The sequence below is a fragment of the Kitasatospora sp. NPDC005751 genome, assembly GCF_040630835.1.
Lineage (GTDB): Bacteria > Actinomycetota > Actinomycetes > Streptomycetales > Streptomycetaceae > Kitasatospora.
Window position 1 is genome coordinate 44,800 of the sequence record NZ_JBEXYC010000006.1, and the last position, 22,970, is coordinate 67,769.

Here is a 22,970-nt window from a genome sequence, read left to right on the forward strand (position 1 = left end):
ATGTCCGAGCACACCGCCGGCGCCGCTGCGCCGCGTTCGTTCCTCTTCCTGAACGCCAGTTCGCGCCCGGACGGCAACTCCGAACAGCTGGCCCGGCTGGCCGCGGGGGCGAGTCTGCCGCCCGGTGCCGAGCAGCGGTGGCTGCGGCTGAGCGAGCACCCGCTGCCCCCCTTCGAGGACCGCCGGCACAGTGAGGACGGCGGCTTCCCCGAGCCGGCCGGCCACGAACGCACCCTGTTGGACGCCACCCTGGCCGCGACCGACCTGGTCTTCGTCGCCCCGGTGTACTGGTACTCGCTGCCGACCAGCGCCAAGCTCTACCTCGACCACTGGTCCGCCTGGCTGCGGGCGCCCGGGGCGGACTTCCGCGCCCGGCTCTCCGGCGGCACCATCTGGGCCGTCACCGCCCTGGCCACCGAGCCGGACAAGGCGGACCCGCTGATCGCCACCCTGCGGCTCTGCGCCGACTACATGGGCATGCGCTGGGGCGGCGCGCTGCTCGGCAACGGCACCCGGCCGGGCGACGTGCTGAACGACGAGCGGGCGCTGGTCGCCGCCAAGTCCTTCTTCGCGGGCTGACGCCCACCCACCGGCCGGCCCGCTCCGACGAGGGCGGGGAGGCCCGGCCGGCCGGCCGGCCCCGGCGGCGGTCCGTGGGAGCATGGCCGCCCGACGGCGGTTTCCCGCCAGTGCGGCGCCGTCGGACGCGGTGTTCCGGACGTGTACCGGTCACCCTGCGGTCATCTGACGGTATGGCACAAAAGCCTTACCGAGTGACGGAGTTGGGCCAATCGGACAGTATCCGGTCAGCGTGGTGCACGAAGGGTGGCACCCGCCTTACGATCTGGCTGGATCTTTCGGTAGTCTCCGTCGGACTTTCAGCTTCGTGGGGGGACCACAGTTCGGACAACCCAGTCCTTCCGCGCTCCCGGGCCACGCCCGGACTCATCCGTGAGGTCTTCCTTGCCCATGTCCATACGTCGCAGCTTCGCCCTCGCCGGCGCCGCCGCCCTCGCCTCTTCGATGGTGCTGGCCGGTGCCCAGGGCGCCGTCGCCGTCGGCACCACCGGCTCCCCGTCCGCCACCGCGGCACCGCAGGCCGACAAGTCCTCGCGCCAGAGCCTGGACCTCTCCGTGCGCGGGGTGCCGGACACCTTCATCGCGGGCGGCGACGCCCGGGAGTTCACCTTCCGGATCGACAACTCGACCCGGCACGACTTCGTGTTCTACCCGCTGCTCAAGTTCAAGAACCGCGCGGGCAGCCTGGAGGCCGGCGACCTCAAGGTCGAGTACCAGCTGCCCGGCGGCGCCTGGCTGCCCGGCTCGGTCGCCCCCGGCGGCGGGGACTCCGAGGACGACGCGGTGCTCATCCTGCTCGGCGGGGCCGACTCCGACGACGCGATGCTCGCGGTGAACCGCGGCAAGGACGTCTCCATCAAGGTCCGCGCCTCGTTCACCAAGGACGCCCCGCTCGGCAAGGCCGGCGTGGTGCCGGTCGTCTTCTCCGAGCAGCTCGACGACCAGTCCCACGAGCCCGTCGGCAACGGCCACTTCAGCTGCGACGGCATCACCGGCGCCGGCTTCACCATCAAGGCCGGGGGCGGCAAGCCGAGCCCGACCGCCAGCCAGACCACCGGCAAGCCGACCGGCAGCCCGTCGCCCAGCCACTCGCCGAGCCAGTCGCCGAGCCACTCGCCCAGCCACTCGCCCTCGGCCACCGCCACCGCGACGCCCACCACGACCGCCACGGCCACGCCCACCACGACCGCCACGGCCACGCCCACGGCGACCGCCACGGCCACGCCCACCCCCACCGCGACGCCCACCGCCACCACCTCGGCGTCGGCCAGCCCGTCGGCGTCGACCAGCCCGTCGTCCTCGGCGAGCGCGCAGCCGACCGGTGCGACCACCTCCGCCCCGTCCACCGGCGGCACCGGCGCCCAGGAGCCGATCGACTTCCCGGTGACCGTGCCGACCGTGACGCCGCCGAAGCTCACCCCGGCCGCCGTCGCCAAGGCCAAGAACGCGGCCGACAACGCCGACAAGGCACTGGCCCAGACCGGTGGCGGTGACGACACCACCGGCATCGCCATCGCCGGTGGCGCCGTCCTCGCGGTCGGCGCCGGCACCCTCGTGCTGCTCCGCCGCCGCAAGGCCGCCCAGCAGGGCTGACCCCGGCCCGGGCCGAGCCCGGGCATCCGGCCCGCCGGGCCCCGGCACCGCCGGGTCCGCCCGGCCCGGCCGACGACCGCGCCCCTCGGGTGTCCTGCCAGGGACACCCGAGGGGCGCGGTCGCTTCCGTCGGGTCACATAGGATGACCGGCCGAAGGGGGGTTCGGCGCGGGAGAGGTACAGGGGTGCGGGGAGCACGGTCGGCACGGTCCACCACCGACTACGAGGCCGCCACCGGCCGGATCGCCGGTCTGCCGGTGCGCAGACACCACGTCCTGCTGGTCGCCTGGACGGTCCTCTGGTTCCTGCTGGTCGAGCCCAGCGGCGGCTTCTCCTGGCACTACCTGCGTCAGGGCGAGGAGCTGCTCTTCAGCGGCCAGACCGACGGCGGGCTCGCGCTCTACGCCCACCACCCCGAACTGCAGATCGGTCCGGTCAGCCTGGCCGTCGCCCGGCTCTTCAGCCCGTTCCCCGCGCACACCGGCCAGCTGGTGGCCGAGGCCGCGATGTCCGGGCTCGGCCTGGTGATGCTCGTCCTGGTCGGCCGCACCGCCGCCTGGTACTACCTGGGCACCGGCACCAACCACCGCCGGCTGCAGCAGCGGCTGCTGGTCGCCGGGCTGGCGTTCATCCCGATGTGGGTGGAGGTCTCGGTCCGCTTCGCGCACCTGGACGACGTGCTGGCGCTCTTCTTCACCACCCTCGCCGCGCACGCGCTCAGCCGGGGCCGGGCCGTCCAGGTCGCCGTCTACCTGGCGCTGGCGGTGGACTCCAAGCCCTGGGCGCTGGCCTTCGCCCCGCTGATCCTGGCGCTGCCCCGGCCGGCCTGGCTGCGCACGGCGCTGTGGTTCGCCGGGCTGGTGGCCGTCGCCTGGCTGCCGTTCTACCTGGGCGACCTGGACACGGTGGCGGCCGCCAAGTTCACCATCCCCAACCAGCCGGCCTCGGCGCTGCGGTGGTTCGGGGTGACCGACCCGACCACGCCGTGGTGGGACCGGCCGCTGCAGTTCGGCCTGGGCCTCGCGCTGGGCAGCATCGCGGTGTGGCGCGGCCGGTGGCCGGCCGTCGTCCTGCTGGGCGCGGACGCCCGGATCCTGTTCGACCCCAGCGTCTACACCTACTACACGGCCTCGATCCTGCTCGGCACCCTGCTCTGGGACGCGGTCGGCCAGCAGCGGCTGGTGCCGTGGTGGAGCTGGATCGCGCTGGCCGCGCTGTACGGCGGCACGCTGCTGATCCCCTCCGACTCGGCGCGCGGCTTCGTCCGGCTGGCCTTCGTGGTGCTGTCGGCCGCCTACGTGCTGCTCTGGCCCACCCGGCGGGGCCGCCGGCCGCGCCCCGGGGGAGACACCGGGGGCAGGGCCGCCCGGCGCCGCGAGCGCGTGCCCGCGGGGGCCGCGGGCTGAACGGCACTGGGCGCGGTGGTGCCGCGGGCTGAACGGCGGTGGGTGCTCGGGCGCCGGCCGACGGTTCAGCCGGTCGCGGCGGACCGGCCCGCGACGAGCTCCCGCGCGTCGTCCGGCACGGACCGGCTCCGGACCGGTCCGGAGCGGGTGAACAGCACCGCGCCCAGTGCCAGCGCGGCCACCGCCCCGGCCAGTTGGGCGAGCAGGAAGCCGGGGACGGAGCCGGGCGCGATCCCGGTGTAGCTGTCGGTCAGCGCCCGCCCCAGGGTCACCGCCGGATTGGCGAACCCGCCGGAGGAGGTGGCCCAGCAGGCCGCCGCGACCCAGAGACCGACCGCCGCCGGCACCAGGCGGCCGCGTCCGCTGCCGCTCAGCCCGGCGACGACCAGCAACAGCGTCCCGGTGGCCACCGCCTCGCCGAGCCAGAGCGCTCCGCCGTCCCGGCCGTGTCCGGAGGGCTCGACGAACGGCCGCCCGAACATCGCGTTGGCCAGGCCCGTCCCCGCGACCGCGCCGGCCAGCTGCGCGGCGGCATACCCGCCGAGTTCGGGCAGCGTCGGCCCGCTGCCGTCGCGCCGGCCGGCCCACCACGCGCCGGCCGTCACCAGCGGGTTGAAGTGCCCGCCGGAGAGCGGGCCGAACAGCTCGATCAGGACGGCCAGGGCCAGCGCGGAGGCACCGACGTTGGCCAGGAACCGGACCCCGCCGTCCTGGCTCAGCGCGGCGGCGTGGATGCCCGAGCCGACCACGACGGCGGCCAGCGCGGCCGTACCGACCGCCTCCGCGGCCAGCCGTCGTACCAGGGGCGCAGCGGTGGTGGTCATGGCGCCATGCTGGCGGCTGCCGTCCGGCCCGGCAATAGGCGGCTTCGTCCAAGCCGGGGCCCGTCCGGGGCCGTCCGCTCGGAGACTCGCACGGGGCCGACGGCCCCCGGCGCGGACCGGGACGGGCGGGGCGGGCGTGGCGCGACGTGACCGGACGGGCGTGGCAGGACGGGACGGACCGGGCGGGGCGGGCGTCGCGGCGCGGGCCGCCCCCGCGCCGCCGCGCCGGAAGACTGGGCTTGACCCTCACGCAACGGGAGGCGGGAGAGTCGTGGCCAACGAGAAGGGAGCGCCCGGATGAGCGGCGGCTACTCGGTCGGTGCCGTGGCGAAGATCGCCAAGGTCACCGTCCGCACCCTGCACCACTACGACGAGATCGGACTGCTCGCCCCGCAGGGGCGTACCCCGGCCGGCTACCGCCGGTACCAGGACACCGACCTCGACCGGCTGCAGCAGATCCTGTTCTACCGCGAACTCGGGTTCCCCCTGGAAGAGATCGCGGCCATCCTGGACGACCACTCGGTCAGCCCGAGCGAGCACCTGCGGCGCCAGCACCGACTGCTGACCGACCGCATCAGCCACCTCCAAGACCTGGCCGCGGCCGTCGAACACGCCATGGAGGCACAGAAGATGGGGATCCAGCTGACCCCGGAGGAGAAGTTCGAGGTCTTCGGCGAGTCCTACCGGGAGGAGTGGGAGGCCGAGGCCGAGCAGCGCTGGGGCGACACCGACGCCTGGGCGCAGTCCCAGCGCCGCACCGGTGGTTACGACAAGGGCGACTGGGAGCGGATCAAGGCCGAGACGGACGCGCTCAACGCCCGTCTGGTGGCGGCCTTCACCGCCGGCGAACCGGCCGACGGCGGTCCGGCCATGGACCTCGCCGAGGTCCACCGGCAGCACATCTGCGACAACTTCTACGACTGCACCTTCGAGATCCACCGCGGTATCGCCGGCATGTACGTCGCGGACCCGCGGTTCACCGCCACCTACGAGGAGCTCGCCCCGGGCCTCGCCCGGTGGCTGCACGACGCGATGCTCGCCAACGCGGCCTTCCGCACCGGAGAGCAGGCATAGGGCCGCCGGCCCGGGCCACGCGCAGGCCCGGGCCGTGTCCTGGCCCGGGCCACGCCCGGCTTCAGGCCACGCCGCGTCCGAAGCCGCGCCGGTAGGCGGTCGGGGAGGTGCGCATCACCCGGCCGAAGTGGTGCCGGAAGGTCGCGGCACTCTCGAAGCCGACGGCGGTGGCGATCTCCTCCACCGACCCGTCCGGCGATTCGAGCAGCGGCAGGCTGGCCGCGACGCGCTGGCTGATCACCCAGCGCATCGGGCTGGTGCCGTTGCGGGCGGTGAAGTGCCGCAGGTACGAGCGGTCGGACATCTGGGCGGCCCGGGCCAGCAGGGAGATCGTCAGCGGGGCGGACAGGTGGTCCAGCGCCCACTGCATGGAACGGGCGATCCCGTCGTCCTCCTCGTCGACCGGCCGGACCGCCGCCTCGATGAACTGGGCCTGCCCGCCGTCCCGGTGCGGCGGCACCACGAAGCGGCGGGCCACGCTGTTGGCCACCTTGGCACCGTGGTCCCGGCGGACCAGGTGGAGGCAGAGGTCGATCCCGGCGGCGCTGCCCGCGCTGGTCAGGACGGAGCCGCTGTCCACGTACAGCACGTCCGGATTGACCCGGACCGACGGGTGGCGGCGCTGGAGCAGTTCGGCGTACCGCCAGTGGGTGGTGGCCTCGCGGCCGTCCAGCAGGCCGGCGGCGGCCAGTGCGAAGGCGCCGGAGCAGATCGAGACGATCCGCGCACCGCGCTCGTGCGCCGTTCGCAGCGCGGCGACCAGCCCGGGGGAGACCTCGCCGCTGAAGGCGTTCGGGACTCCGGGGACCACCACGGTGTCGGCGGCGGCGAGGTCGTCCAGGCCGTGATGCGCCGTCAGCGAGAAGCCGCCGACCGACCGCAGCGCGGTGTCCGGCCGGTCGGCGCAGACCTTGAGCCCGTACCAGGGGGCGGCCAGCAGGCCGCTCAGCTCGGGCCGCGCCAGCCCGAACACCTCGACCACCACGCCGAGTTCGAACGGCGTCATGCCGTCGAAGGCGTACACCGCGACATCGTGCACCGGCTCCGGCCGCCGTCCGATCGCGACGGCCACCGGGCCGGTGGTCTGCTGGTCGGCCATGAGGTCCCCTCGGACTGGGCGGCGGTGGCGGGATGCGGGTGAGTGTAGCCGTTCCGGCCAGGTCGAAAACTTCTGCGAAGCCACCTGCAACCTCCGCCCTCCTCGCACGTCCATCACCAGTGGGGGGCGGGTTCTGCCGGCGGTCGAGGCGATGGCAGGATTCCCGCCGATCACGATCTTGATCATGTGTCATGACGGTCCGGTCCACGCCGGGAACCGTCCCTGGGGGAAAGCAGAACGCGGATGTCCATGGCCATCGGGCCAATCGTGGGAGGCGGGAGGAGCGGCGGCTTCCTCCGCGCCGGGCTGGTCGGACCGCTCTTCGGCGCGCGGGAGGCGGGCGGGGCGGCGGCTCCCCGGGACGCCTCGTCGGACGGCGCCCCGTCGAGCTCCGAGCAGGAGGCGGTGCGGCGCCGGTCGGGGCTGCGGCTGCTGCGCGGCGGGCGCAAGCAGGAGGCGGCGGAACGCCCCACCCTGACCGGCCTCTACCACGCGCACCGGCTGGGCCTGGTGCGGATGGCCGTCCTGCTGGTCGACCACCAGGACCTCGCCGAGGACGTCGTGCAGGAGGCCTTCACCCAGCTCTACCAGCGCCACGGCGAGCAGCTGGACGACCTGGACAACGCCCTCGGGTACCTGCGCACCAGCGTGGTCAACGGCGCCCGCTCGATGCTGCGCCGCCGCAAGACCGCCCGCGAGTACGTCCCCCCGCACGAGGCCGACGCGCCGTCGGCCGAGGAGCACGCGGTGCTCAACGACGAGCACCGGCGCGTCCTGGTCGCCCTGCGGGAGCTGACCTCCCGCCAACGCGAGGTGCTGGTGCTGCGCTACTGGTCGGACATGTCCGAAGCACAGATAGCGGAAACCCTGGGGCTCTCCCGGGGCGCAGTGAAGTCCACCGCCAGCCGGGCCTTGGACGCCTTGGAAAAGCATCTGGAGAAGGTTCGATGACCGACAAGCTTCCCCGCCGGACCGGCGGTGACGGTGACGGGCCGGACGACACCCCGATGGAACGGCTGCTCCGCGAGGCGATGAACGCCAGAGCGATGCAGATCACCGCACACGACCTGCGCCCGGCCGCGCCCCCGACCCGGCGGCTGCGCCGGCTCAAGCCCGTCTACCTCGCCGCCGTGCCGCTGTTCGGCCTGGCCGCCGCGATGGCGTTCGGCGTGCTCGGCTTCCGCGGCGACACGGTGGCCGACCGGGGCGGTCCCGGCCCGGCGGCCACCGTCACGGCCTCCGCGAGCCCGAGCCCCAGCGCGGTCCCGACCGAGGAGCCGACCCCCGCCGACACTCCGACGGCGGCCGGCACCGAGACCTCCGCCCCGGCGGCCGACCCCACGGGCACCGGCGAGCCGGCCGTCCCGGGCGGCGCCGCCACCCCGCGCAGCACCCAGAGCAGCACCGCCCCACCCACGACGGCCGCGACCCCGTACACGTTCCGGGGCGTGAAGTTCAAGGTGCCGGCGGGTTGGCGGGTCGTGCCGCCGGACCCGGCGGGGACCAGTCTGTGCGTCCTGAGCCCGGGCGCGCCCACGGGTGCCCAGCCGGGTTGGACCCAGGAGGCCTGTGAGCCCTACGGCGTGCTGATCACCGCGTACAACACCGCCGACGAGGCCGAGCACGCGATCTGGCCGACGGCGTTCGACCTGGACTCCTCGTCCGGCTTCAGCCACCAGCCCAGCTGCCCGGTCTGGGGACACCCCTACGTCCCCACCGGGCCCTACACGAAGATCGGCGAGCCGGCCAAGAGCCGTGACATCGTGGCCGGGCGGGCGATCTCGAAGACGCAGTGGCAGGTGACCTGCAAGCCCGGGGAGGACTTCACGGCCCAGATGTGGGGCCTGAAGGACGATCAGGTGTTCATCACGGCGAACGGTCTCAAGCCGGACTACCAGCCGGGTCTGGTGTCGATCCTCGACACCATCGACCTCAGCGGCCGTCAGGCACCCTCGGTGGCGGGCCAGAACGACATCAGCGTCACCGTGGAGGGTCTCACCACGGGTCAGCAGCTCCCGAACGACGGCACTCCGGTGGAGTTCGTCGTGACCTTCAAGAACACCGGCCGGACCAGCTACGCCCAGGTGGTGCCCCAGCTGGTCGCGGAGTCCTACGCCGGGAGCAAGGGCGCCGTGACCGGCACGCTGGAGCGCGCGAACGGCGCGGGATCGTGGAAGGCCCTGACCATCGCCCCGCCGGCGGCGGGCAAGCCGGTCTTCGACGACGCCGGCCCGCTGGCACCGGGGAACGCCTTCACCATCAGGTACCGGATGAAGCTGACGGCCCAGGACGGCGCCGGGGTCATGCCGGTGACCGTCAGCGCGCTGGTGGCCCCCGAGCAGGGGCCGCCCACCGTCATCGGGACCCGCACCGTCCCGGTCCGGGTGGTCGCCAAGTAGCGCGCGCGCCGCGGGCCCGGCCCCCACCGGGGAGCCGGGCCCGTGGCGTGCCGGTCGGGCTCAGGCCAGCGAGGCCATCCACGCCTCGACGTCCTCGGCGCGGCGGGGCAGGCCCGCCGAGAGGTTCTCGTTGCCGTCGGCGGTGACCAGGATGTCGTCCTCGATCCGGACGCCGATGCCCCGGTACTCCTCGGGCACGGTCAGGTCGTCCTGCTGGAAGTACAGGCCGGGCTCGACGGTGAGCACCATGCCGGGCACCAGCAGCGCGTCGACGTGCTCCTCGGTGCGGGAGTGCGCGCAGTCGTGGACGTCCAGGCCGAGCATGTGGCCGGTGCCGTGCAGGGTCCAGCGGCGCTGCAGGCCCAGCTCCAGCACCTTCTCCAGGTCGTACACCGAGGCGTCCAGCAGGCCCCAGGCGAGCAGGCGCTCGGCCAGCACGCGCTGCGAGGCGTCGTGGAAGTCCCGGAACCGGGCGCCGGGCTTCACCGCCGCGATGCCGGCCTCCTGGGCGTCGTACACCGCCTGGTAGATCTTGCGCTGGAGCTCGTTGAACCGGCCGTCGATCGGCAGCGTGCGGGTCACGTCGGCGGTGTAGAGGCTGTGCGTCTCCACGCCGGCGTCCAGCAGCAGCAGCTCGCCCGGGCGGACCTCGCCGTCGTTGCGCACCCAGTGCAGGGTGGTCGCGTGCGGGCCGGCGGCGCAGATGGAGCCGTAGCCGACGTCGTTGCCCTCGACCCGGGCGCGGCGCCAGAAGGTGCCCTCGATCCAGCGCTCGGAGGTGGCGACGGCCTGGCCGAGCTCGCGCACCACGTCGGTGAAGCCGTTGACCGTGGCGGTGCAGGCGGCCCGCAGCTCGCCGATCTCCCACTCGTCCTTGACCAGTCGCAGGCCGCTCAGGAACTCCTTGAGCCCGGCGTCCTTGTCGGCGTCCAGCACCTCGGCGAGCGCGGACTCCAGACCGGCGTCGTAGCCGCGCACGATCCGGGTCGGCACGGCGTCGGCCTTGGCGCGCCCGGCCAGCTCCTCGGCGGCCTTGCGGACGTCGCGGACCGGCAGGCCGAGCAGCTGCTCCTGCTCGGTGAGGCTGTGGCGGCGGCCGACCCACAGCTCGCCGTAGCCGTCCAGCCAGAACTCGCCGTTCTCGCGGTCGGAGCGCGGCAGCAGGTAGAGGCCGAAGTCGTGGCCGGCCGCGCCGGTGGGCTCGGCGACCAGCACCGCGTCCTCGGTCTGGTCACCGGTGAGGTGCACGTACTCGCTGGCGGCGCGGAAGTTGTAGTCGGTGTCGTTGGCCCGGACCCGCAGGGTGCCGGCCGGCACGACCAGGCGCTCGCCGGGGAAGGCGGCGGAGAGCCGGGCGCGGCGCTCGGCGGCGTACGGGGCCTGGGCGACCGGGGTGAGGCCGTGCAGCTCGGTGTCGGCCCAGCCGGACTTCATCGAGGCGGCGAGCTCGTCGGAGACCTCCGAGTACAGGCCGTTCTTGCGGCCCTTGAACTCCTGCGGCTCCTCGCCGCCGGCGGCCTCGGGGTTCTCGGCCACTGCCGGGGTGCGGTCCTCGGTCACGTACGTCGCCTCCTTGCGCGGGTGCCGCCCATGGGGGTCCCCCGGGCGAAGGGCCGGGGGGCGTCGGATCGCGACACACGTGGGCGGCCGTGCGTCCATGGTACGGACGCCCGGCCGCCCGGCCTCCGGCGGCCTCGGCCCGGGAAGCCCCGCCGCGGGGCCGCGGCCACGGGCGCCGCCGGCTACTCGAAGCGCGCGGCCAGCACCATCAGGTCGTCGGTGGCGGGCCCGGCCTCCCGGGCCGCGCAGACGGCCAGCAGGTGGGCGCAGAGCCGGTCCGGGTCGATCCGCACGTCGCGCGGGGCGTCGGCGGCGGCCCGGCGCAGGTTGGCCTGTCCGGCGTGCAGGGTCGGGCCGCAGCGGCGGGCCAGGCCCTCGGTGTAGAGCACCAGGGTGTCGCCTCGCCCGGCGGTCAGCTCGACGCCCGGCGCCTCCCAGCAGGAGAGCATGCCGAGCGGCGCGGAGAGCGAGGTCTCCACGAACTCGGCGCCCTGCCGGGTGACCAGCACCGGCGGGCAGTGCCCGGCCCCGGCCAGGGTGATCCGGCGCTCGTCCGGCTCGATCCAGGCGTAGAGGGCGGTGGCGCTGCGGGCCGGCTCGGTGGTCTTGAGCAGCAGCTCCAGGTCCCCCAGGACGGAGACCGGGTCCTCGCCCTCCAGGACGGCGTACGCCCGCAGCGCGGCCCGGACCCGGCCCATCGCGGCGGCCGCACCGGGGGCGGAGCAGGGGCCGGCGCCCGGACCGTCGCCGGAGACGCTGCCGACGGTCAGGCCGACGGTGCCGTCCGGCAGCGGGATGGCGTCGTACCAGTCGCTGCCGGCCGAGCGGTCCAGCCCGGCCGGAACGAGCCGGGCGGCCAGCCGCAGGCCGGCGGGCTGCGGGAGGCGGTCCGGGAGCAGGCCGCGGCAGAGCGCCTCGGTGGTGCGTCGGACCCGGTCCGCTTCGAGTTCCTTGGCCAGCAGCGGAGCGGCGACGTCGCAGTACCGGCGGACGAGCTCGCACTGGCGCTCGGTGGGCTCGGCGGGCTCGTCGTAGAACCAGAGGACGGCGGCCAGCGGGCCGTCCTCGGCGGTGGCGAGCGGCAGCCCGTGGCAGCCGCCGAGGCGGAGGTGGCCGGCGAGCTCGCGCAGCCGGGCGCCGATCGCGGGGTCGGTGGCGAGGTCGCGCGACTGCAGCCGGTCGTGCCGGTCGTGCTCGCGCAGCAGCCGGGCGAGCGGGCTCTGCTCGGTGGGCACCGTCTCCAGCGCGCCGAGGCTGGCGCGGTCGAGCCCGTACCCGACCGGCTGGCTGGAGCCGCCGCCGGGCAGCGCGGTGACCAGCAGGGCGCGGTCGGCGCCGAGCAGCGCGGCGCCGGAGGCCAGCACGGCCTCCAGGGTGGCCGTCAGGCCGCGGGCGCGGGCCAGCCGCTCGGAGTGCTCGTGGAGGCTGGTGAAATCGGACAGCCGTCCGGCCAAACGGTCCTGCAGCCCGGCCGGGGGTGCCGGGCGGGCCTCCGGGGCGCCGGGCGGTTCGGTACCGCCGGCCGGTTCGGTACGGGCCGGCGGCTCGTCGGCCGCGCAGCCCGGCTGCCCGGCCGGTCCGGCGGGGGGCGTGGGGAAGCCCGGATGGTCGAGCACCGAGAGCCCGCGGGGGCGACGGGGATCGCCCGGCTCGGAGGCTGTCGACGACGGGTGGGACTCAGTCATGCCGCCACTCCTGACGCGGTGGTACGTGTCATGCGGATCCCCCAGGTACGGCCGATGGGAGCGAGCACGGCCAAAGGGCGTGATTCGCCTCGATTCGCTACTACTCGTCATTGATCGACAGCAATGCCACCACTTCTACACAGGCCATTCGGGGCATGTCCAGATCCATGACGACGCGGGTGGCCGGTTCTCCGTCCCGCCGGGCCCGGCCGGGGCCCGCTCCGTTCGTGCGCGCCCCTGCCGGGCCCGCGGGCATGGAGCGCCGGAGAACGGGCAGAACCGTCAGGACGGCTCTCGCGGCCGTCCGGATCGTATGCTTTCGCCGCCCGTCGGCCGGGTCGGCCGGAAGTCACTCACTCGTACGGTGGAACCAACCGCGCCCGGGCGGCGTCCATCCGGTCGCATACGGGATTCTCGTTCCAAGGGCTGTTCGCATCGCGGCTCTTTCATGTCGTGCTCCACACCGTGCTCCATCCCCGCCACGCCGTTCGCCAAGCACACCGGCCCGGTACGGGCCCGTGCGGCGTTTCCCCGGCCGCCGGCCGGCGGGGCCGGAGCGACCCGAGCGGTCACGGAAAGGAACGAGCGCCATGCGCGAGAACTCAAGGAGCCGGTCGACAGTCCGTTCCGTCCGGTTGGCCGCGGCCCTGGCCGCCGCGGTCGACCACCGCTGGCCGGTGGTGCCCGGCACGCTGCTGGTCGGCGGCCACTGTTCGTGCGGGGACGCGGACTGCTCCGTCCCCGGAGCCCACCCGCACGACCCGTCGCTGCTGGCGGCCACCACCGACGCCCGGATGGTGCGGTGGTGGTGGGAGCGGCAGAGTCCGGACGCGCCGGTGCTCGCGGCGACCGGCGGGACGGTCTCGGCGGTCAGCCTGCCCGCGGCGGCCGGTGCCCGGGCGCTCGCCTACCTCGCGGCGCTGCGGCTGCCACTGGGGCCGGTCCTGTCGATGCCCGGCCGCTACGCGATGCTCGTCGCCCCCTACTCGCTGGAGGCGCTCGGCGAGATGCTCGCCCAACTTCCTTGGGTTCCGGGCTCGTTGCGCTACCACGGCTCGGGCGGCTTCCTGGCGCTGCCGCCGGGCGGCGGCTCGGGCGGCGGGGTGCGCTGGGTGCTGCCGCCGCGTCCGGCGGCCGACGGCGGTGTGTGGCTGCCCGAGGTCGGGCCGCTGCTGGGGGAGTTGGTCGAGGCGACGGTCCAGCTGGACAGCGGGCGCTCGGCGTACTGACGGGGCTTCCGCGCCTCGTCCGGCCCCTGTCGTTCGGCCCCCGTGGCCGGTGCGGCGGGGGCCGGTGCGTCGGTCGCGGCCGGGCCGGCGGGCCGATCGGCCGGGTACTGATCGGGCACGGTCCACCCGTCGGAGCGGGCCGGGGCCGGAAAACAAAAGATCCGGCCGCTGGCGACGGGGGATGCACCAGCGACCGGACTCTTTAGACAGTAACAAGGATCCGCGCCCGCGCCAATTTCCAAGAGCCCCTGCCCGCCCGGAAATTGCCGTACCGGCGGCCAATGTGACGCGTATCACCCGGATCCGAGTCCCCTTTAGTTCAAAGTGACCTGACGGTTCACCAGGTTGGCGCGGGCCCGCCGCTCCTCGCCGGTCAGCGGCGCCGGGTCGGCCAGCGTCGCGGCGAGCCGCTCGGCGAACTCCGCGGCCGGCTTCTCGCAGTCGGTGGCGGTCATGGCGAGCGGCAGGTCCCAGACCGGGACGGTCAGGCCGTGCGCACGGAAGGAGCCGACCAGCCGGGTGTCCGGGCCGAGCGAGGACAGGTCGGCGGCGGTGAGCCGGGCCAGCGCGTCCAGCAGCTCCTCCTCCGGCACGGTCATCACCCAGCGCAGGTGGTTCTTGTCCGGGGTGCCGCACCAGTACGCGGAGTCCACGCCGGTGAGCTTCTCGGTCGGGATCGCCGAGGCGTTGGCGCGCTCCAGGGAGGCGGCCACCTCGCCGGTGGCGGTCTCGGCGTCCTCCAGCCAGAACTCGAAGCCGGTGTGCACGGCGGGCGTGAACTCGGCCGTGGTGTCCAGCAGGTCCTGCAGGCGGCGGCCGCCCGGCACGGTCCGGCGGGCCGGGACGGGCGAGCCGGGCTCGGCGGCCAGCGCCAGCTCCAGGGCGTCCGCCAGGTCACGGCTCAGGTCACCGGAGGCGGACTGGGTCTGCAGGCCGAGCAGGATCGAACCGTCCTGGCGGCGCAGCGCCGGCCAGGCCAGCGGCAGCACGGTGGCCAGGGTCACGGACGGGACGTCACCGTTGGCGGCCTCGGCCACCCCGGCGGCCAGCGTCAGCGGCACGGTCGCGGCCGGGACCAGCTCGCGCAGCGCCACCCAGTCGGCCTCGCCGGACAGCCCCTCGAACGGGCGGTGCACCAGCTCCTGCACGGCGTGCGAGGCCTCCCGGCCGTGGCAGGCCTTGTACCGGCGGCCCGAACCGCAGGGGCAGTTCTCGCGGGCCCCGACCACGGGGATCTCGCCCGTGACGGCGGTGGTGGACTGGCTGCGCTGCGGCGCCTTCTTGGCGGCCTTCTTGCCCATGGTGCGGCTCTCCCGGTGGCGGTTTCGGTGTGCTCCGGGCAGCCTACTGACGTTCCCCCGGCCCGTGGGCACGCGCCGGGGCGGGGAGTACCCCGTGGGGGCGACGCCCGGACCGCGGTGGGCGGCGCTCCGCGGAGGCCCCAACCGGGCCCCGCTCCGACGGCCGCGGGCGACGCTCAGGCGCTGCGGGCGTCACCGCCGGTGCGCCGGGCGTGCCGGGCCCGGGCGGGCAGGGCGGCCCAGACCGTGACCTCGCCGGGCGCGTCGCGCACGCCCCAGTCGCTGGACAGCTGGTCGACGATGCTCAGCCCGCGGCCGCCGCGCGAGGTCAGCGACGGACTGGCGGGGGACGGCCGGGTCTGCGCGCCGCCGTCCGTCACCTCCAGAGTGAGGACCCCGTCCGCGTGCAGCTGCCAGCGGACCAGCACCCCGCCGTTGCCCTCGCCCTCGTCCGGGTGGGCCTGCGGCCGGGCCTGTCCCGCGTCCCGGCTCCTGGCGTGGACGGCCGGGCCGCCCGTCGCGGGAGCGCCGGCCGGCCTGGCCGGCTCGGCCGGACCGGAGGGGACGCCGACGAGGATCTGGTCGACGATCTCGGCCCGGGCGCTGCGTCCGAGCACGGGCAGCGGGCCGAGCGGCCGTGCGTAACGACAGGCATTGCTCAGCAGTTCGGAAAGGATCAGAACAGCATCATCGATGACCGGTTCCGGTATCTCCCGGTCACGTAGATCTCGACGCAGTCGGCGCCGTGCGACCCCGACACTCGATGGGCCGTGCGGCACTGCCATGGTCGATGAAGTCGGCACTTCACGCGCCACCATCAACGCCACCCCCGGACCTCCTTCAGCGTATGCCGAGGGATGGATGCCCCTTGGTAATGGGTCGGAAACGACCGTACGGCGATCCCGCGCGGACATTTCAAGCCGGGCGACGCACGGTGCGCTGCAGGTGATTCCCTGCTCACCCTCTGTCGTGAGAACGCATGATTTCCGTCAGAAAACGGCGGATGAAGGTTTGAGCCCTACCCAAGCGATCGCGGTCCGCCGGGGCGGAAGTGCCGGGTGATTCCGGAGCGGGGCGCGCGGCCACCGGGTCTCGGGGGGCCGGAAATAGCCGGAGAAACCCGTGGGGCGCGAGGGACGGCGTTCCGCGGCGGACCGGTTCAGCGGCCGAGCTGGGCCAGGACCTCCGCCGGGCGGTTGGTGATGATCCCCGAGACCCCGAGCTCCAGGCAGAGCTCGACGTCGGCCGGCTCGTCCACGGTCCAGACGTGCACCTGGTGGCCGAGCTCCCGCAGCCGGGTCACCAGCCGGGGCCGGGCCCGCACCAGGTCGATGCCCGGGCCGGCGATCCGGGCCCCGCCGGGCAGCGAGGCGCCCGGGCGCAGCCGGCCCTGCAGGGGCAGCGTCCGCTCGAACAGGAAGACCCGCGGGTACTCCGGCGCGGCGGCGGCCACCCTGGTCAGCGCCAGCGAGGAGAAGCTCATGATCCGGGCCTGCGGGCGGTCGCCCTCCGGCGCCCCGCCGATCTTGAACCGGTCGAGCATCCGCAGCAGCTCGGACTCCACCCGGCCCCGGAAACGGACCGGGTGCTTGGTCTCGATCGCCAGGTCCACCGGGCGCCCGCAGTCGGTGACCAGCTCCAGCAGGCTCTCCAGCCGCAGGACGCCGCGCAGGTCCGGGTCCGCGCTCGGCTCCCCCGTCTTCCAGGCGCCGAAGTCGTGCGCCTCCAGCTCGGCCAGCGTCATCGAGGAGACCGTGCCGCGGCCGTCCGAGACCCGGCCGATCCGGCGGTCGTGCACGCAGACCAGATGCCCGTCGGCCGTCACCCGGACGTCGCACTCGACCGCGTCCGCGCCCTCGTCGAGCGCCCGGCGGTAGGCCGCGAGCGTGTGCTCGGGCAGGGCGTGCGAGGAACCGCGGTGGGCGATCACCTGGACGGGCCGCGCGGTGCGCGCCGCCGCCGGGGAGAGGTCAGGGCTGGTCACGCCGTCCACGATAGGCGGCGGAAGTGACACCCGGGCGAAGACGGCCCCAACCTGCGGGGCCGTCTTCGCCCGCGCGCCTCGTCGTCCGCCCTTCCCGGCGCGCTGCCGCAGGCCCGACCGGGCCCGCGGGCGTCAGGCGGCGGGGGTCCGGCGGGTGAGCGGGGTGAGCGCCCAGGTGACCAGGGCCGGCACCAGGAAGCCGAACAGGGACGCCGAGGTCCACTCCTGGGGCGTGAAGTGCAGGGCCTCCTGCACGGAGGTCCAGAAGTCCGTCCACCAGCCGGCGATCGCGGTCGGCGCGATCAGCTGGTAGACGGCGAAGCCGAGCGCCCAGGGCAGCAGCATCAGCCAGCGGGACGGGGCGTCGGCGGCGAGGTTCCAGCCGCGCCGGCCGGCGCCGAGGAAGTAGTCGACCGCCAGTACCGCGAACATCGGCACGAACACCGAGCCGATCAGACCGAGGAAGGCGTAGTAGGAGTCGGTGAACTCGGTGATCTGCAGCGCCAGCACGGTGATCAGCAGGCCGGTCGCGCCGGTCAGCACCCGGCGGTCCACCTTCGGCAGCAGGTTGTGGACCGACATCGCGGTCGAGTACACGTTGGCGAAGGACTGGTCGGTCTCGCGCAGCACCAGCACCAGCAGGAAGAACCAGCCGGCCCAGACGCCCAGGAACGAGTCGAAGATCCGGGAGGCGTCGCCGTCGGCCTGCAGCAGCGCGAACAGGCCGAGCACGTAGCACCAGACCTGGGCCACGGTGTAACCGGAGAAGCTGCCCCAGAACGCGGAGCGGGCGGTGCGGGAGTGCCGGGTGTAGTCGGCGGCCAGCGGGACGAAGGAGATCGACACCGCGATCATCGCGTCGGTGGCCCGGAGGAAGCCGTGCCAGTTGCCCGCGCCCGGGTCGGACACGCCGCCCCGGCCCAGCTGGACGGTGAAGTAGACCATCGCCACCGCGACCGCCGCGGCGACGAAGCGGCGCAGCACCGCGATCGCGCCGAGCGGCCAGATGGTCAGCGCGGTGGTCACCGCGCCCGCCAGGACGACGAAGAGCCAGCGGTAGCCGTCGGTGTGCGCCACCGTCTGCGCGCCCATCGCGATGACCAGCAGCTCGTACACGCCCCAGCCGATGCACTGGACGATGTTCAGCACCGTCGGCACGTAGGAGAGCTTCGTCCCGAACAGTCCGCGCAGGTTGGCCATCGCCGGCGCGCCGGTCCGGGCCCCGATCAGCGCGGCCACGCCGAGCATCGCGGTGCCGACCACGGTGCCGACCACGATCGCGGTGACCGCGGCGGCCAGCGACAGCTCGCTGCCGGGTGCGCCGAGCACGGTGGCGGCGGTGGTGAAGCCGATCAGGCTGACGCCGAGGTTCATCCAGAGCGCGAAGTGGTCCCGGAAGCGGAGCGTGCGCGGCGGCTCGGTGTCGAGGACGAACGGGGCCTCGACCCGGTCCGCCCGGTCCGGACGGTCCGGACGGTCCAGGACGGCGGTGCCCGCTCCGGTGGAACCGGCCGCCCCGCCGGTGGCGTCGCAGGGATCGGTCGCGGACGATTCGGGGAAACCCTTGGACGCGGGCGCGCCCGAAGAAGAGGATGGCGAAGCAGGCGGCATGGCCGATACTCCCTACGCCGGCATTACCCGGACAGGTTCCGGCGGTCTGCGCCCCCTCGACGGTCCGTCCACGGAGCTCGTGGCGTACGGTCGACCGGCGCACTCTCAGCCTGGTGGGTCCAAGCTCCCGCGTGTCAGTTTGGAGCGACAGGCTAACCGGCGCGGGAGTGAACGCCAAGGCCAGGCGTCCGGCGGTCCGCATCGCGGGACGCTGCGCGGCGGCCTCGCACGGGGTCCCGGGGGGCCGTCGCGGGGGCCTGCCTGGGGGCCGTTGTCGGGCCGGGCTAAGGATTCTTATGACTTCTTCAGAGGGGTCCTTACGGCAATCGAATCGAGTGTGCGAAAAACTATGGTTGTTGGTCCTGTCAGCTATGGAGGTCGTCCGTGAGCACCGAGCGCGAGGTTGGGCCCACCGGGCCACAGGGGGAGCAGCCCTCCGACGGCCAGGGGGTAGTGGGTCCCGCTCCTGACGGTCGGGCGCCGGTGGCGCCCGGTCCCGTCCAGGCGGCGCCCGAGGCGGACCGGACCGTGACGGACACCGGCGCCGGGGCGCCCGCCGCTCCGGCCGCGCCCGCGTCCGGCGGGTTCACGCCGACGCTGGCGTTCAGCAAGGTCGGCGCCCCGGACCCGGTGCCCGCCGTGCCCGCCGAGCCGGTGGCGGCTCCGGCCGCCGAGGCCCGGTACATTGACGCACCTCCGCCCGTCCTGCCGCCGGCCCCGGCCGCGCCGGCCGCCCCGGTGGCCGCGCCGGTCACCAACCCGTACGCCACACCGGGCGCCCCGGTCGCGGCGGCGTCCCACGACCCGTACGGGGCTCCGGCCGCGCCGGCGCCGCACCACCCGTTCGGCGCCGGCCAGCCGCTCGGCGGCTGGGGCGGCCACGAGGCCCCGCCCGGTGGCCCCGCCGCCCCCGGCGGCCCGGGCTACCCCGGCGGGCCGCTCGGCTACCCGGCCGAGTACCCCGGCACCCCCGGGCCCGGCGGCCCGCGCAAGAAGCGCGGCGGCCTGATCGCGCTGATCGCCGCCGTCGCCCTGGTCGCCGGTGTGGCGGGCGGGGCGCTCGGCGTCGCCGTCGCGGACCGCAACGACAACGGCATCAGCGCGGCGGACGACCACCGGAGCACCACCGTCCAGGCCAGCACCCAGAAGAACGAGCCCGCCCCCGGCTCGGTGGCCGGCATCGCGCAGAAGGCGCTGCCCAGCGTCGTCACCATCAAGGCGCAGGGCAACGGCGAGTCCGGCACCGGTACCGGTTTCGTCTTCGACACCGAGGGCCACATCCTCACCAACAACCACGTCGTCGCGCCTGCCTCCAACGGCGGCAAACTGACCGTCAAGTTCGCCGACGGCACCTCCTACAGCGCCTCGGTGCTCGGCCGCGCCGAGGGCTACGACGTCGCCGTGGTGAAGCTCGACAACCCGCCCAAGGACAAGCTGACGCCGCTTCCGCTGGCCGACTCCGACAAGGTCAACGTCGGTGACTCCACGATCGCCATCGGCGCGCCGTACGGCCTGGAGTCCACCGTCACCACCGGCATCATCAGCGCCAAGGACCGCCCGGTCGCCTCCGGCGACGAGACCGGCGCGCAGTCCTCGTACATGAACGCGCTGCAGACCGACGCCTCCATCAACCCCGGCAACTCCGGCGGCCCGCTGCTGGACGCCGGCGGCGCGGTGATGGGCATCAACTCGGCGATCCAGTCCAACGCCTCGGCCAACGGCCGGGCCGGCAGCATCGGCCTGGGCTTCGCCATCCCGATCAACCAGGCCAAGTGGGTCGCCGAGACGCTGATCAAGACCGGCAAGCCGGTCTACGCCAAGCTGGACGTCCTGCGCAACGACGACTACAAGGGCGACGGCGCGCAGATCCAGACCCGCGACATCCAGGGCACCCCGGCCGTCACCCCCGGCGGCGCCGCCGACAAGGCCGGCCTCAAGCCCGGCGACGTCATCACCAAGCTCGGCGGCAGCCCGATCGAGAACGGCCCGGCCCTGGTCAGCAAGATCTGGACGCACAAGCCCGGCGAGACCGTCGACGTCGAGTACACCCGCAACGGCCAGACCAGCACCACCAAGGTCACCCTCGCCGAGCGCGTGGGCGACTGACCCCCACCCCGAAACCGGTGCACCGAACCCCGCCGGACCCGTTAGGCTGACCTCCGCCTGGAGAGCTGCCCGAGCGGCCTAAGGGAACAGTCTTGAAAACTGTCGTGCGGTGACCCCGCACCGTGGGTTCGAATCCCACGCTCTCCGCTGGTTGGAGAACCACCTGCTCAGGGCGGGTGCCGACGTCGAGTCGGCACCCGCCTTCTGCGTTTCCGGGGGTGAAATTCACCTGAACGGGGGGTTTGGGGTGGGGGTGTGCTCGTGAGGGGGTGAGGGGTTCGTGTGTCGGGCGTAAGGGGCGGACTGCCCTGGGCCCGGCGAGGAGAGACTGATGGCCTGGTACCCCGGCGCTGAGAAGCTGGAGCTTCAGCCCGAGTCGGACGACCAGCCGGCGATCGTGCCGACGCAGGTGATCTTCCACAGCATCGCGGCGCCGTGGGCGCCGCGCCGAATCTACGAGTACTGGCGGGACTCGACCAATCTGGAGTCGCACTTCGGAGTCGGATACGACGGCAGTGTGGGCCAGTTCATCGGGACGGAGACCCGGGCGGACGCCAACATGGGGGCGAACCGCAGGGCGGACGGCACGGGGGCGGTGAGCGTCGAGTCGGCCAGCAACGACCAGAACACCGATCCGTGGACGGACGCGCAGGTCGCCGCCCTCGTCGCGCTCGGAGTCTGGCTGCACGGGCGGCACGGGATCCCGGTGCGGGCCTGCCGGAGCGCGAACGACCCGGGCTTCGGCTTCCACCGGCTCTTCCCGGAGTGGTCGGACGGCGGTACGTCGTGCCCCGGGGACGCCCGGGTGCGGCAGTTCTACGACGTCGTGCTGCCCGGGATCGCCGCCGCCGCGGGCGGCGGTCCGTTGCCGCCGCCGCCCCGGTCCGACACCGCGCCGGTCCGCCGGCGGGTGACGATCAATGGCCTGGAGTACGGCTACGGCGCGCACGGGCCGCAGGTCCGCGAGGTGGGCGAGGCGCTGGTGGCGGCCGGGCACGGTGCGCACTACACGACCGGTCCGGACGAGGACTGGCGGGACGCCGACACCCTCAACTACCAGGACTACCAGCGCAGTCTGGGGTACTCGGGCAGTGACGCGGACGGCGTCCCGGGCGAGCAGTCGCTGCGCCGGCTGCTCGGCCGGCTGCCCTCGCCGCGCCGCGTCTCGCTGGCCCACGTCGTCGCGGCGGCCCGGACCGACCCGGGCGCCGAGCAGGGCCACCAGACCTACGGCGGCGAGGTCCGGATCGTCGAACAGGCGCTGGTCGACGAAGGGTTCCTGGAGCAGCGCTGGGTGGACGGCTCGCTGGGCAGCACGACGGTGCAGGCGTACGCGGCCTTCCAGCGCAGCCTCGGCTACGCGGGCTCGGACGCCAACGGCATCCCCGGTCAGCGGAGTCTGCGGGAGCTGGGGCAGCGGCGGGGGTTCGACGTGACGGACTGACGGGCGGACGGACTGTCGCGCGGACGAACGGACGGACGGCCGGGCCGGGGTGCCCGACCCGGCCGTGGGCGCCGGTGCTTGACCATGACACGGTGTGAGGCTCTGCACTGGAGGCATCATGTTCAACATCGGAGACTTCGCCAAGCACGGCCGGGTGTCGGTCCGGATGCTGCGCCACTACGACGCGATCGGGTTGCTGCACCCGGCCCGGGTCGACCCGGTCAGCGGCTACCGCTCCTACGAGGCCGCCCAGCTCGCCCGGCTCAACCGTGTCATCGCCCTCAAGGACCTCGGCTTCACCCTGCAGCAGGTGCGGGCCGTCCTGGACGAGCGGGTGGACGCGGCCGAGCTGCGCGGGATGCTGCGGCTGCGGCAGGCCGAACTGGCCGCCGCGATGGCGGCGGACGCCCAGCGGCTGGCCCGGGTCGAGGCGAGGCTCCGGACGATCGAGAGCGAGGGAACCATGCCTGCACAGGATGTCGTGGTGAAGCGGGTGCCGTCGGTCCGGGTGGCGGAGCTGACCGCCGTCGCGGCCGGCTACGAGCCGGAGGACATCGGACCGGTGATCGGGCCGCTGTTCCAGGAGCTCTGCCGACGGCTGGCGGAGGCCGGGGTGGCGGAGGCCGGGCCGTCCGTGGCCCGCTACGAGGACATCCCGGAGGGGGACGGCGCGGTGCTGATCCGGGTGGCGGTGCCGGTCGGGGCGACGGTCTCCGGCGCTGCGGAGCACGGCTTCGAGGTGGTCGACCTGCCGGAGATCCCGGAGGCGGCGACCATCGTGCACCGGGGGTCGATGGACGACGCGCTGGGCGCCTTCCAGACGCTGGCCCGGTTCATCGACGAGAACGGCTACCGCTCCACGGGCTACGCGCGGGAGCTGTACCTGGAGTGTCCGGACGCGCCGGCGGACTGGGTGACGGAGTTCCAGGAGCCGGTGGTCCGCCTGTAGTCAGGCGAGGAGGAAAGGGGAGGGGAGGGGAAGGGGAGCAGGCGCGGGAGCGGGCGCGGCGGGGCCGTCGGCGGCCTTGCCCTCGACCTGGTCGAGGCCCCTACGGTCGGCGGCCATGGCCACCGAC

At 74.3% G+C, this 22,970-nt stretch carries 18 protein-coding genes, 1 tRNA gene and 1 riboswitch; of the genes, 11 read left to right on the forward strand and 8 right to left on the reverse strand.

Features of this window, described 5'->3' with window-relative positions; genetic code table 11:
* The 3 genes from ABZ497_RS08710 to ABZ497_RS08720 all read left to right on the forward strand — a co-directional run bounded on the left by ABZ497_RS08710 (nt 1) and on the right by ABZ497_RS08720 (nt 3,578).
* Entirely contained in the window at nt 1-579 is a 579-nt protein-coding gene (locus ABZ497_RS08710; protein ID WP_329488685.1) for an NAD(P)H-dependent oxidoreductase, read from the forward strand.
* A 390-nt stretch (nt 580-969) separates the two neighbouring features.
* A complete protein-coding gene (locus ABZ497_RS08715; protein ID WP_359804052.1) occupies nt 970-2,172 on the forward strand; it encodes an LPXTG cell wall anchor domain-containing protein in 1,203 nt (400 codons plus the stop codon).
* A gap of 251 nt (nt 2,173-2,423) precedes the next feature.
* A complete protein-coding gene (locus ABZ497_RS08720) occupies nt 2,424-3,578 on the forward strand; it encodes a hypothetical protein (protein WP_359804177.1) in 1,155 nt (384 codons plus the stop codon).
* 65 nt (nt 3,579-3,643) lie between these two features.
* On the opposite strand, the gene ABZ497_RS08725 is transcribed toward ABZ497_RS08720, so the two are convergent.
* Nucleotides 3,644-4,402 (reverse strand): aquaporin, encoded by a 759-nt coding sequence (locus tag ABZ497_RS08725; protein ID WP_359804053.1) that lies wholly within the window; start codon nt 4,400-4,402, stop codon nt 3,644-3,646.
* A 297-nt stretch (nt 4,403-4,699) separates the two neighbouring features.
* Here ABZ497_RS08725 and ABZ497_RS08730 point away from each other — a divergent pair, with 297 nt between their 5' ends.
* Nucleotides 4,700-5,476, forward strand: coding sequence for a MerR family transcriptional regulator (locus tag ABZ497_RS08730; protein ID WP_359804054.1), 777 nt, complete (start codon nt 4,700-4,702; stop codon nt 5,474-5,476).
* A 61-nt stretch (nt 5,477-5,537) separates the two neighbouring features.
* Here ABZ497_RS08730 and ABZ497_RS08735 read toward each other — a convergent pair whose 3' ends face one another.
* Complete coding sequence (locus ABZ497_RS08735; RefSeq protein WP_359804055.1) at nt 5,538-6,575, reverse strand: helix-turn-helix domain-containing protein; 1,038 nt, start codon at nt 6,573-6,575, stop codon at nt 5,538-5,540.
* A 249-nt stretch (nt 6,576-6,824) separates the two neighbouring features.
* Here ABZ497_RS08735 and ABZ497_RS08740 point away from each other — a divergent pair, with 249 nt between their 5' ends.
* Nucleotides 6,825-7,526: a SigE family RNA polymerase sigma factor gene (locus ABZ497_RS08740; protein WP_359804056.1), complete on the forward strand. Its 702-nt coding sequence runs from the start codon at nt 6,825-6,827 to the stop codon at nt 7,524-7,526.
* Nucleotides 7,523-8,974: a hypothetical protein gene (locus ABZ497_RS08745; RefSeq protein ID WP_359804057.1), complete on the forward strand. Its 1,452-nt coding sequence runs from the start codon at nt 7,523-7,525 to the stop codon at nt 8,972-8,974. Before ABZ497_RS08740 ends, ABZ497_RS08745 begins: the two co-directional genes overlap by 4 nt.
* 60 nt (nt 8,975-9,034) lie before the next feature.
* Here the strand turns inward: ABZ497_RS08745 and ABZ497_RS08750 are convergent, their stop codons facing one another.
* Nucleotides 9,035-10,534, reverse strand: coding sequence for an aminopeptidase P family protein (locus ABZ497_RS08750; protein WP_329488678.1), 1,500 nt, complete (start codon nt 10,532-10,534; stop codon nt 9,035-9,037).
* 182 nt (nt 10,535-10,716) lie between these two features.
* Nucleotides 10,717-12,219 (reverse strand): PP2C family protein-serine/threonine phosphatase, encoded by a 1,503-nt coding sequence (locus ABZ497_RS08755; RefSeq protein WP_359804058.1) that lies wholly within the window; start codon nt 12,217-12,219, stop codon nt 10,717-10,719.
* A 590-nt stretch (nt 12,220-12,809) separates the two neighbouring features.
* Here ABZ497_RS08755 and ABZ497_RS08760 point away from each other — a divergent pair.
* Complete coding sequence (locus ABZ497_RS08760; RefSeq protein WP_329488676.1) at nt 12,810-13,448, forward strand: bifunctional DNA primase/polymerase; 639 nt, start codon at nt 12,810-12,812, stop codon at nt 13,446-13,448.
* A 314-nt stretch (nt 13,449-13,762) separates the two neighbouring features.
* Here the strand turns inward: ABZ497_RS08760 and ABZ497_RS08765 are convergent, their stop codons facing one another.
* The 4 genes from ABZ497_RS08765 to ABZ497_RS08780 all read right to left on the reverse strand — a co-directional run bounded on the left by ABZ497_RS08765 (nt 13,763) and on the right by ABZ497_RS08780 (nt 18,344).
* Nucleotides 13,763-14,749 (reverse strand): DUF5926 family protein, encoded by a 987-nt coding sequence (locus tag ABZ497_RS08765; protein WP_329488675.1) that lies wholly within the window; start codon nt 14,747-14,749, stop codon nt 13,763-13,765.
* A gap of 176 nt (nt 14,750-14,925) precedes the next feature.
* Nucleotides 14,926-15,366 carry an ATP-binding protein gene (locus ABZ497_RS08770; RefSeq protein WP_359804059.1) on the reverse strand — a complete coding sequence of 147 codons (441 nt, stop codon included), beginning with the start codon at nt 15,364-15,366 and terminating at the stop codon, nt 14,926-14,928.
* A gap of 542 nt (nt 15,367-15,908) precedes the next feature.
* Nucleotides 15,909-16,733 (reverse strand): glycerophosphodiester phosphodiesterase family protein, encoded by an 825-nt coding sequence (locus ABZ497_RS08775; RefSeq protein WP_329488673.1) that lies wholly within the window; start codon nt 16,731-16,733, stop codon nt 15,909-15,911.
* A gap of 132 nt (nt 16,734-16,865) precedes the next feature.
* Nucleotides 16,866-18,344: a cytosine permease gene (locus tag ABZ497_RS08780; protein WP_359804060.1), complete on the reverse strand. Its 1,479-nt coding sequence runs from the start codon at nt 18,342-18,344 to the stop codon at nt 16,866-16,868.
* Nucleotides 18,337-18,485, reverse strand: a riboswitch (TPP riboswitch). (Overlaps the previous gene by 8 nt.)
* Nucleotides 18,486-18,872: 387 nt before the next feature.
* Here ABZ497_RS08780 and ABZ497_RS08785 point away from each other — a divergent pair.
* The 4 genes from ABZ497_RS08785 (at nt 18,873) to ABZ497_RS08800 (ending at nt 22,843) form a co-directional block, all read left to right on the forward strand.
* Nucleotides 18,873-20,450: a trypsin-like peptidase domain-containing protein gene (locus tag ABZ497_RS08785; RefSeq protein WP_359804061.1), complete on the forward strand. Its 1,578-nt coding sequence runs from the start codon at nt 18,873-18,875 to the stop codon at nt 20,448-20,450.
* Nucleotides 20,451-20,509: 59 nt separating this feature from the next.
* Nucleotides 20,510-20,597: transfer RNA gene (locus tag ABZ497_RS08790), tRNA-Ser, on the forward strand.
* A gap of 184 nt (nt 20,598-20,781) precedes the next feature.
* A complete protein-coding gene (locus tag ABZ497_RS08795) occupies nt 20,782-21,894 on the forward strand; it encodes a peptidoglycan-binding protein (protein ID WP_359804062.1) in 1,113 nt (370 codons plus the stop codon).
* A gap of 118 nt (nt 21,895-22,012) precedes the next feature.
* Nucleotides 22,013-22,843 (forward strand): MerR family transcriptional regulator, encoded by an 831-nt coding sequence (locus ABZ497_RS08800; protein ID WP_352290461.1) that lies wholly within the window; start codon nt 22,013-22,015, stop codon nt 22,841-22,843.
* Nucleotides 22,844-22,970: the final 127 nt, after the last annotated feature.

Bases quoted from the DNA above. Each gene is read 5' to 3' on its own strand.
- ABZ497_RS08715 (WP_359804052.1), top strand. From the start codon at position 970: ATGTCCATACGTCGCAGCTTCGCCCTCGCCGGCGCCGCCGCCCTCGCC.
- ABZ497_RS08725 (WP_359804053.1), bottom strand. From the start codon at position 4,402: ATGACCACCACCGCTGCGCCCCTGGTACGACGGCTGGCCGCGGAGGCG.
- ABZ497_RS08760 (WP_329488676.1), top strand. From the start codon at position 12,810: ATGCGCGAGAACTCAAGGAGCCGGTCGACAGTCCGTTCCGTCCGGTTG.
- ABZ497_RS08755 (WP_359804058.1), bottom strand. From the start codon at position 12,219: ATGACTGAGTCCCACCCGTCGTCGACAGCCTCCGAGCCGGGCGATCCC.
- ABZ497_RS08795 (WP_359804062.1), top strand. From the start codon at position 20,782: ATGGCCTGGTACCCCGGCGCTGAGAAGCTGGAGCTTCAGCCCGAGTCG.
- ABZ497_RS08740 (WP_359804056.1), top strand. From the start codon at position 6,825: ATGGCCATCGGGCCAATCGTGGGAGGCGGGAGGAGCGGCGGCTTCCTC.
- ABZ497_RS08780 (WP_359804060.1), bottom strand. From the start codon at position 18,344: ATGCCGCCTGCTTCGCCATCCTCTTCTTCGGGCGCGCCCGCGTCCAAG.
- ABZ497_RS08765 (WP_329488675.1), bottom strand. From the start codon at position 14,749: ATGGGCAAGAAGGCCGCCAAGAAGGCGCCGCAGCGCAGCCAGTCCACC.
- ABZ497_RS08730 (WP_359804054.1), top strand. From the start codon at position 4,700: ATGAGCGGCGGCTACTCGGTCGGTGCCGTGGCGAAGATCGCCAAGGTC.
- ABZ497_RS08735 (WP_359804055.1), bottom strand. From the start codon at position 6,575: ATGGCCGACCAGCAGACCACCGGCCCGGTGGCCGTCGCGATCGGACGG.
- ABZ497_RS08800 (WP_352290461.1), top strand. From the start codon at position 22,013: ATGTTCAACATCGGAGACTTCGCCAAGCACGGCCGGGTGTCGGTCCGG.
- ABZ497_RS08745 (WP_359804057.1), top strand. From the start codon at position 7,523: ATGACCGACAAGCTTCCCCGCCGGACCGGCGGTGACGGTGACGGGCCG.
- ABZ497_RS08710 (WP_329488685.1), top strand. From the start codon at position 1: ATGTCCGAGCACACCGCCGGCGCCGCTGCGCCGCGTTCGTTCCTCTTC.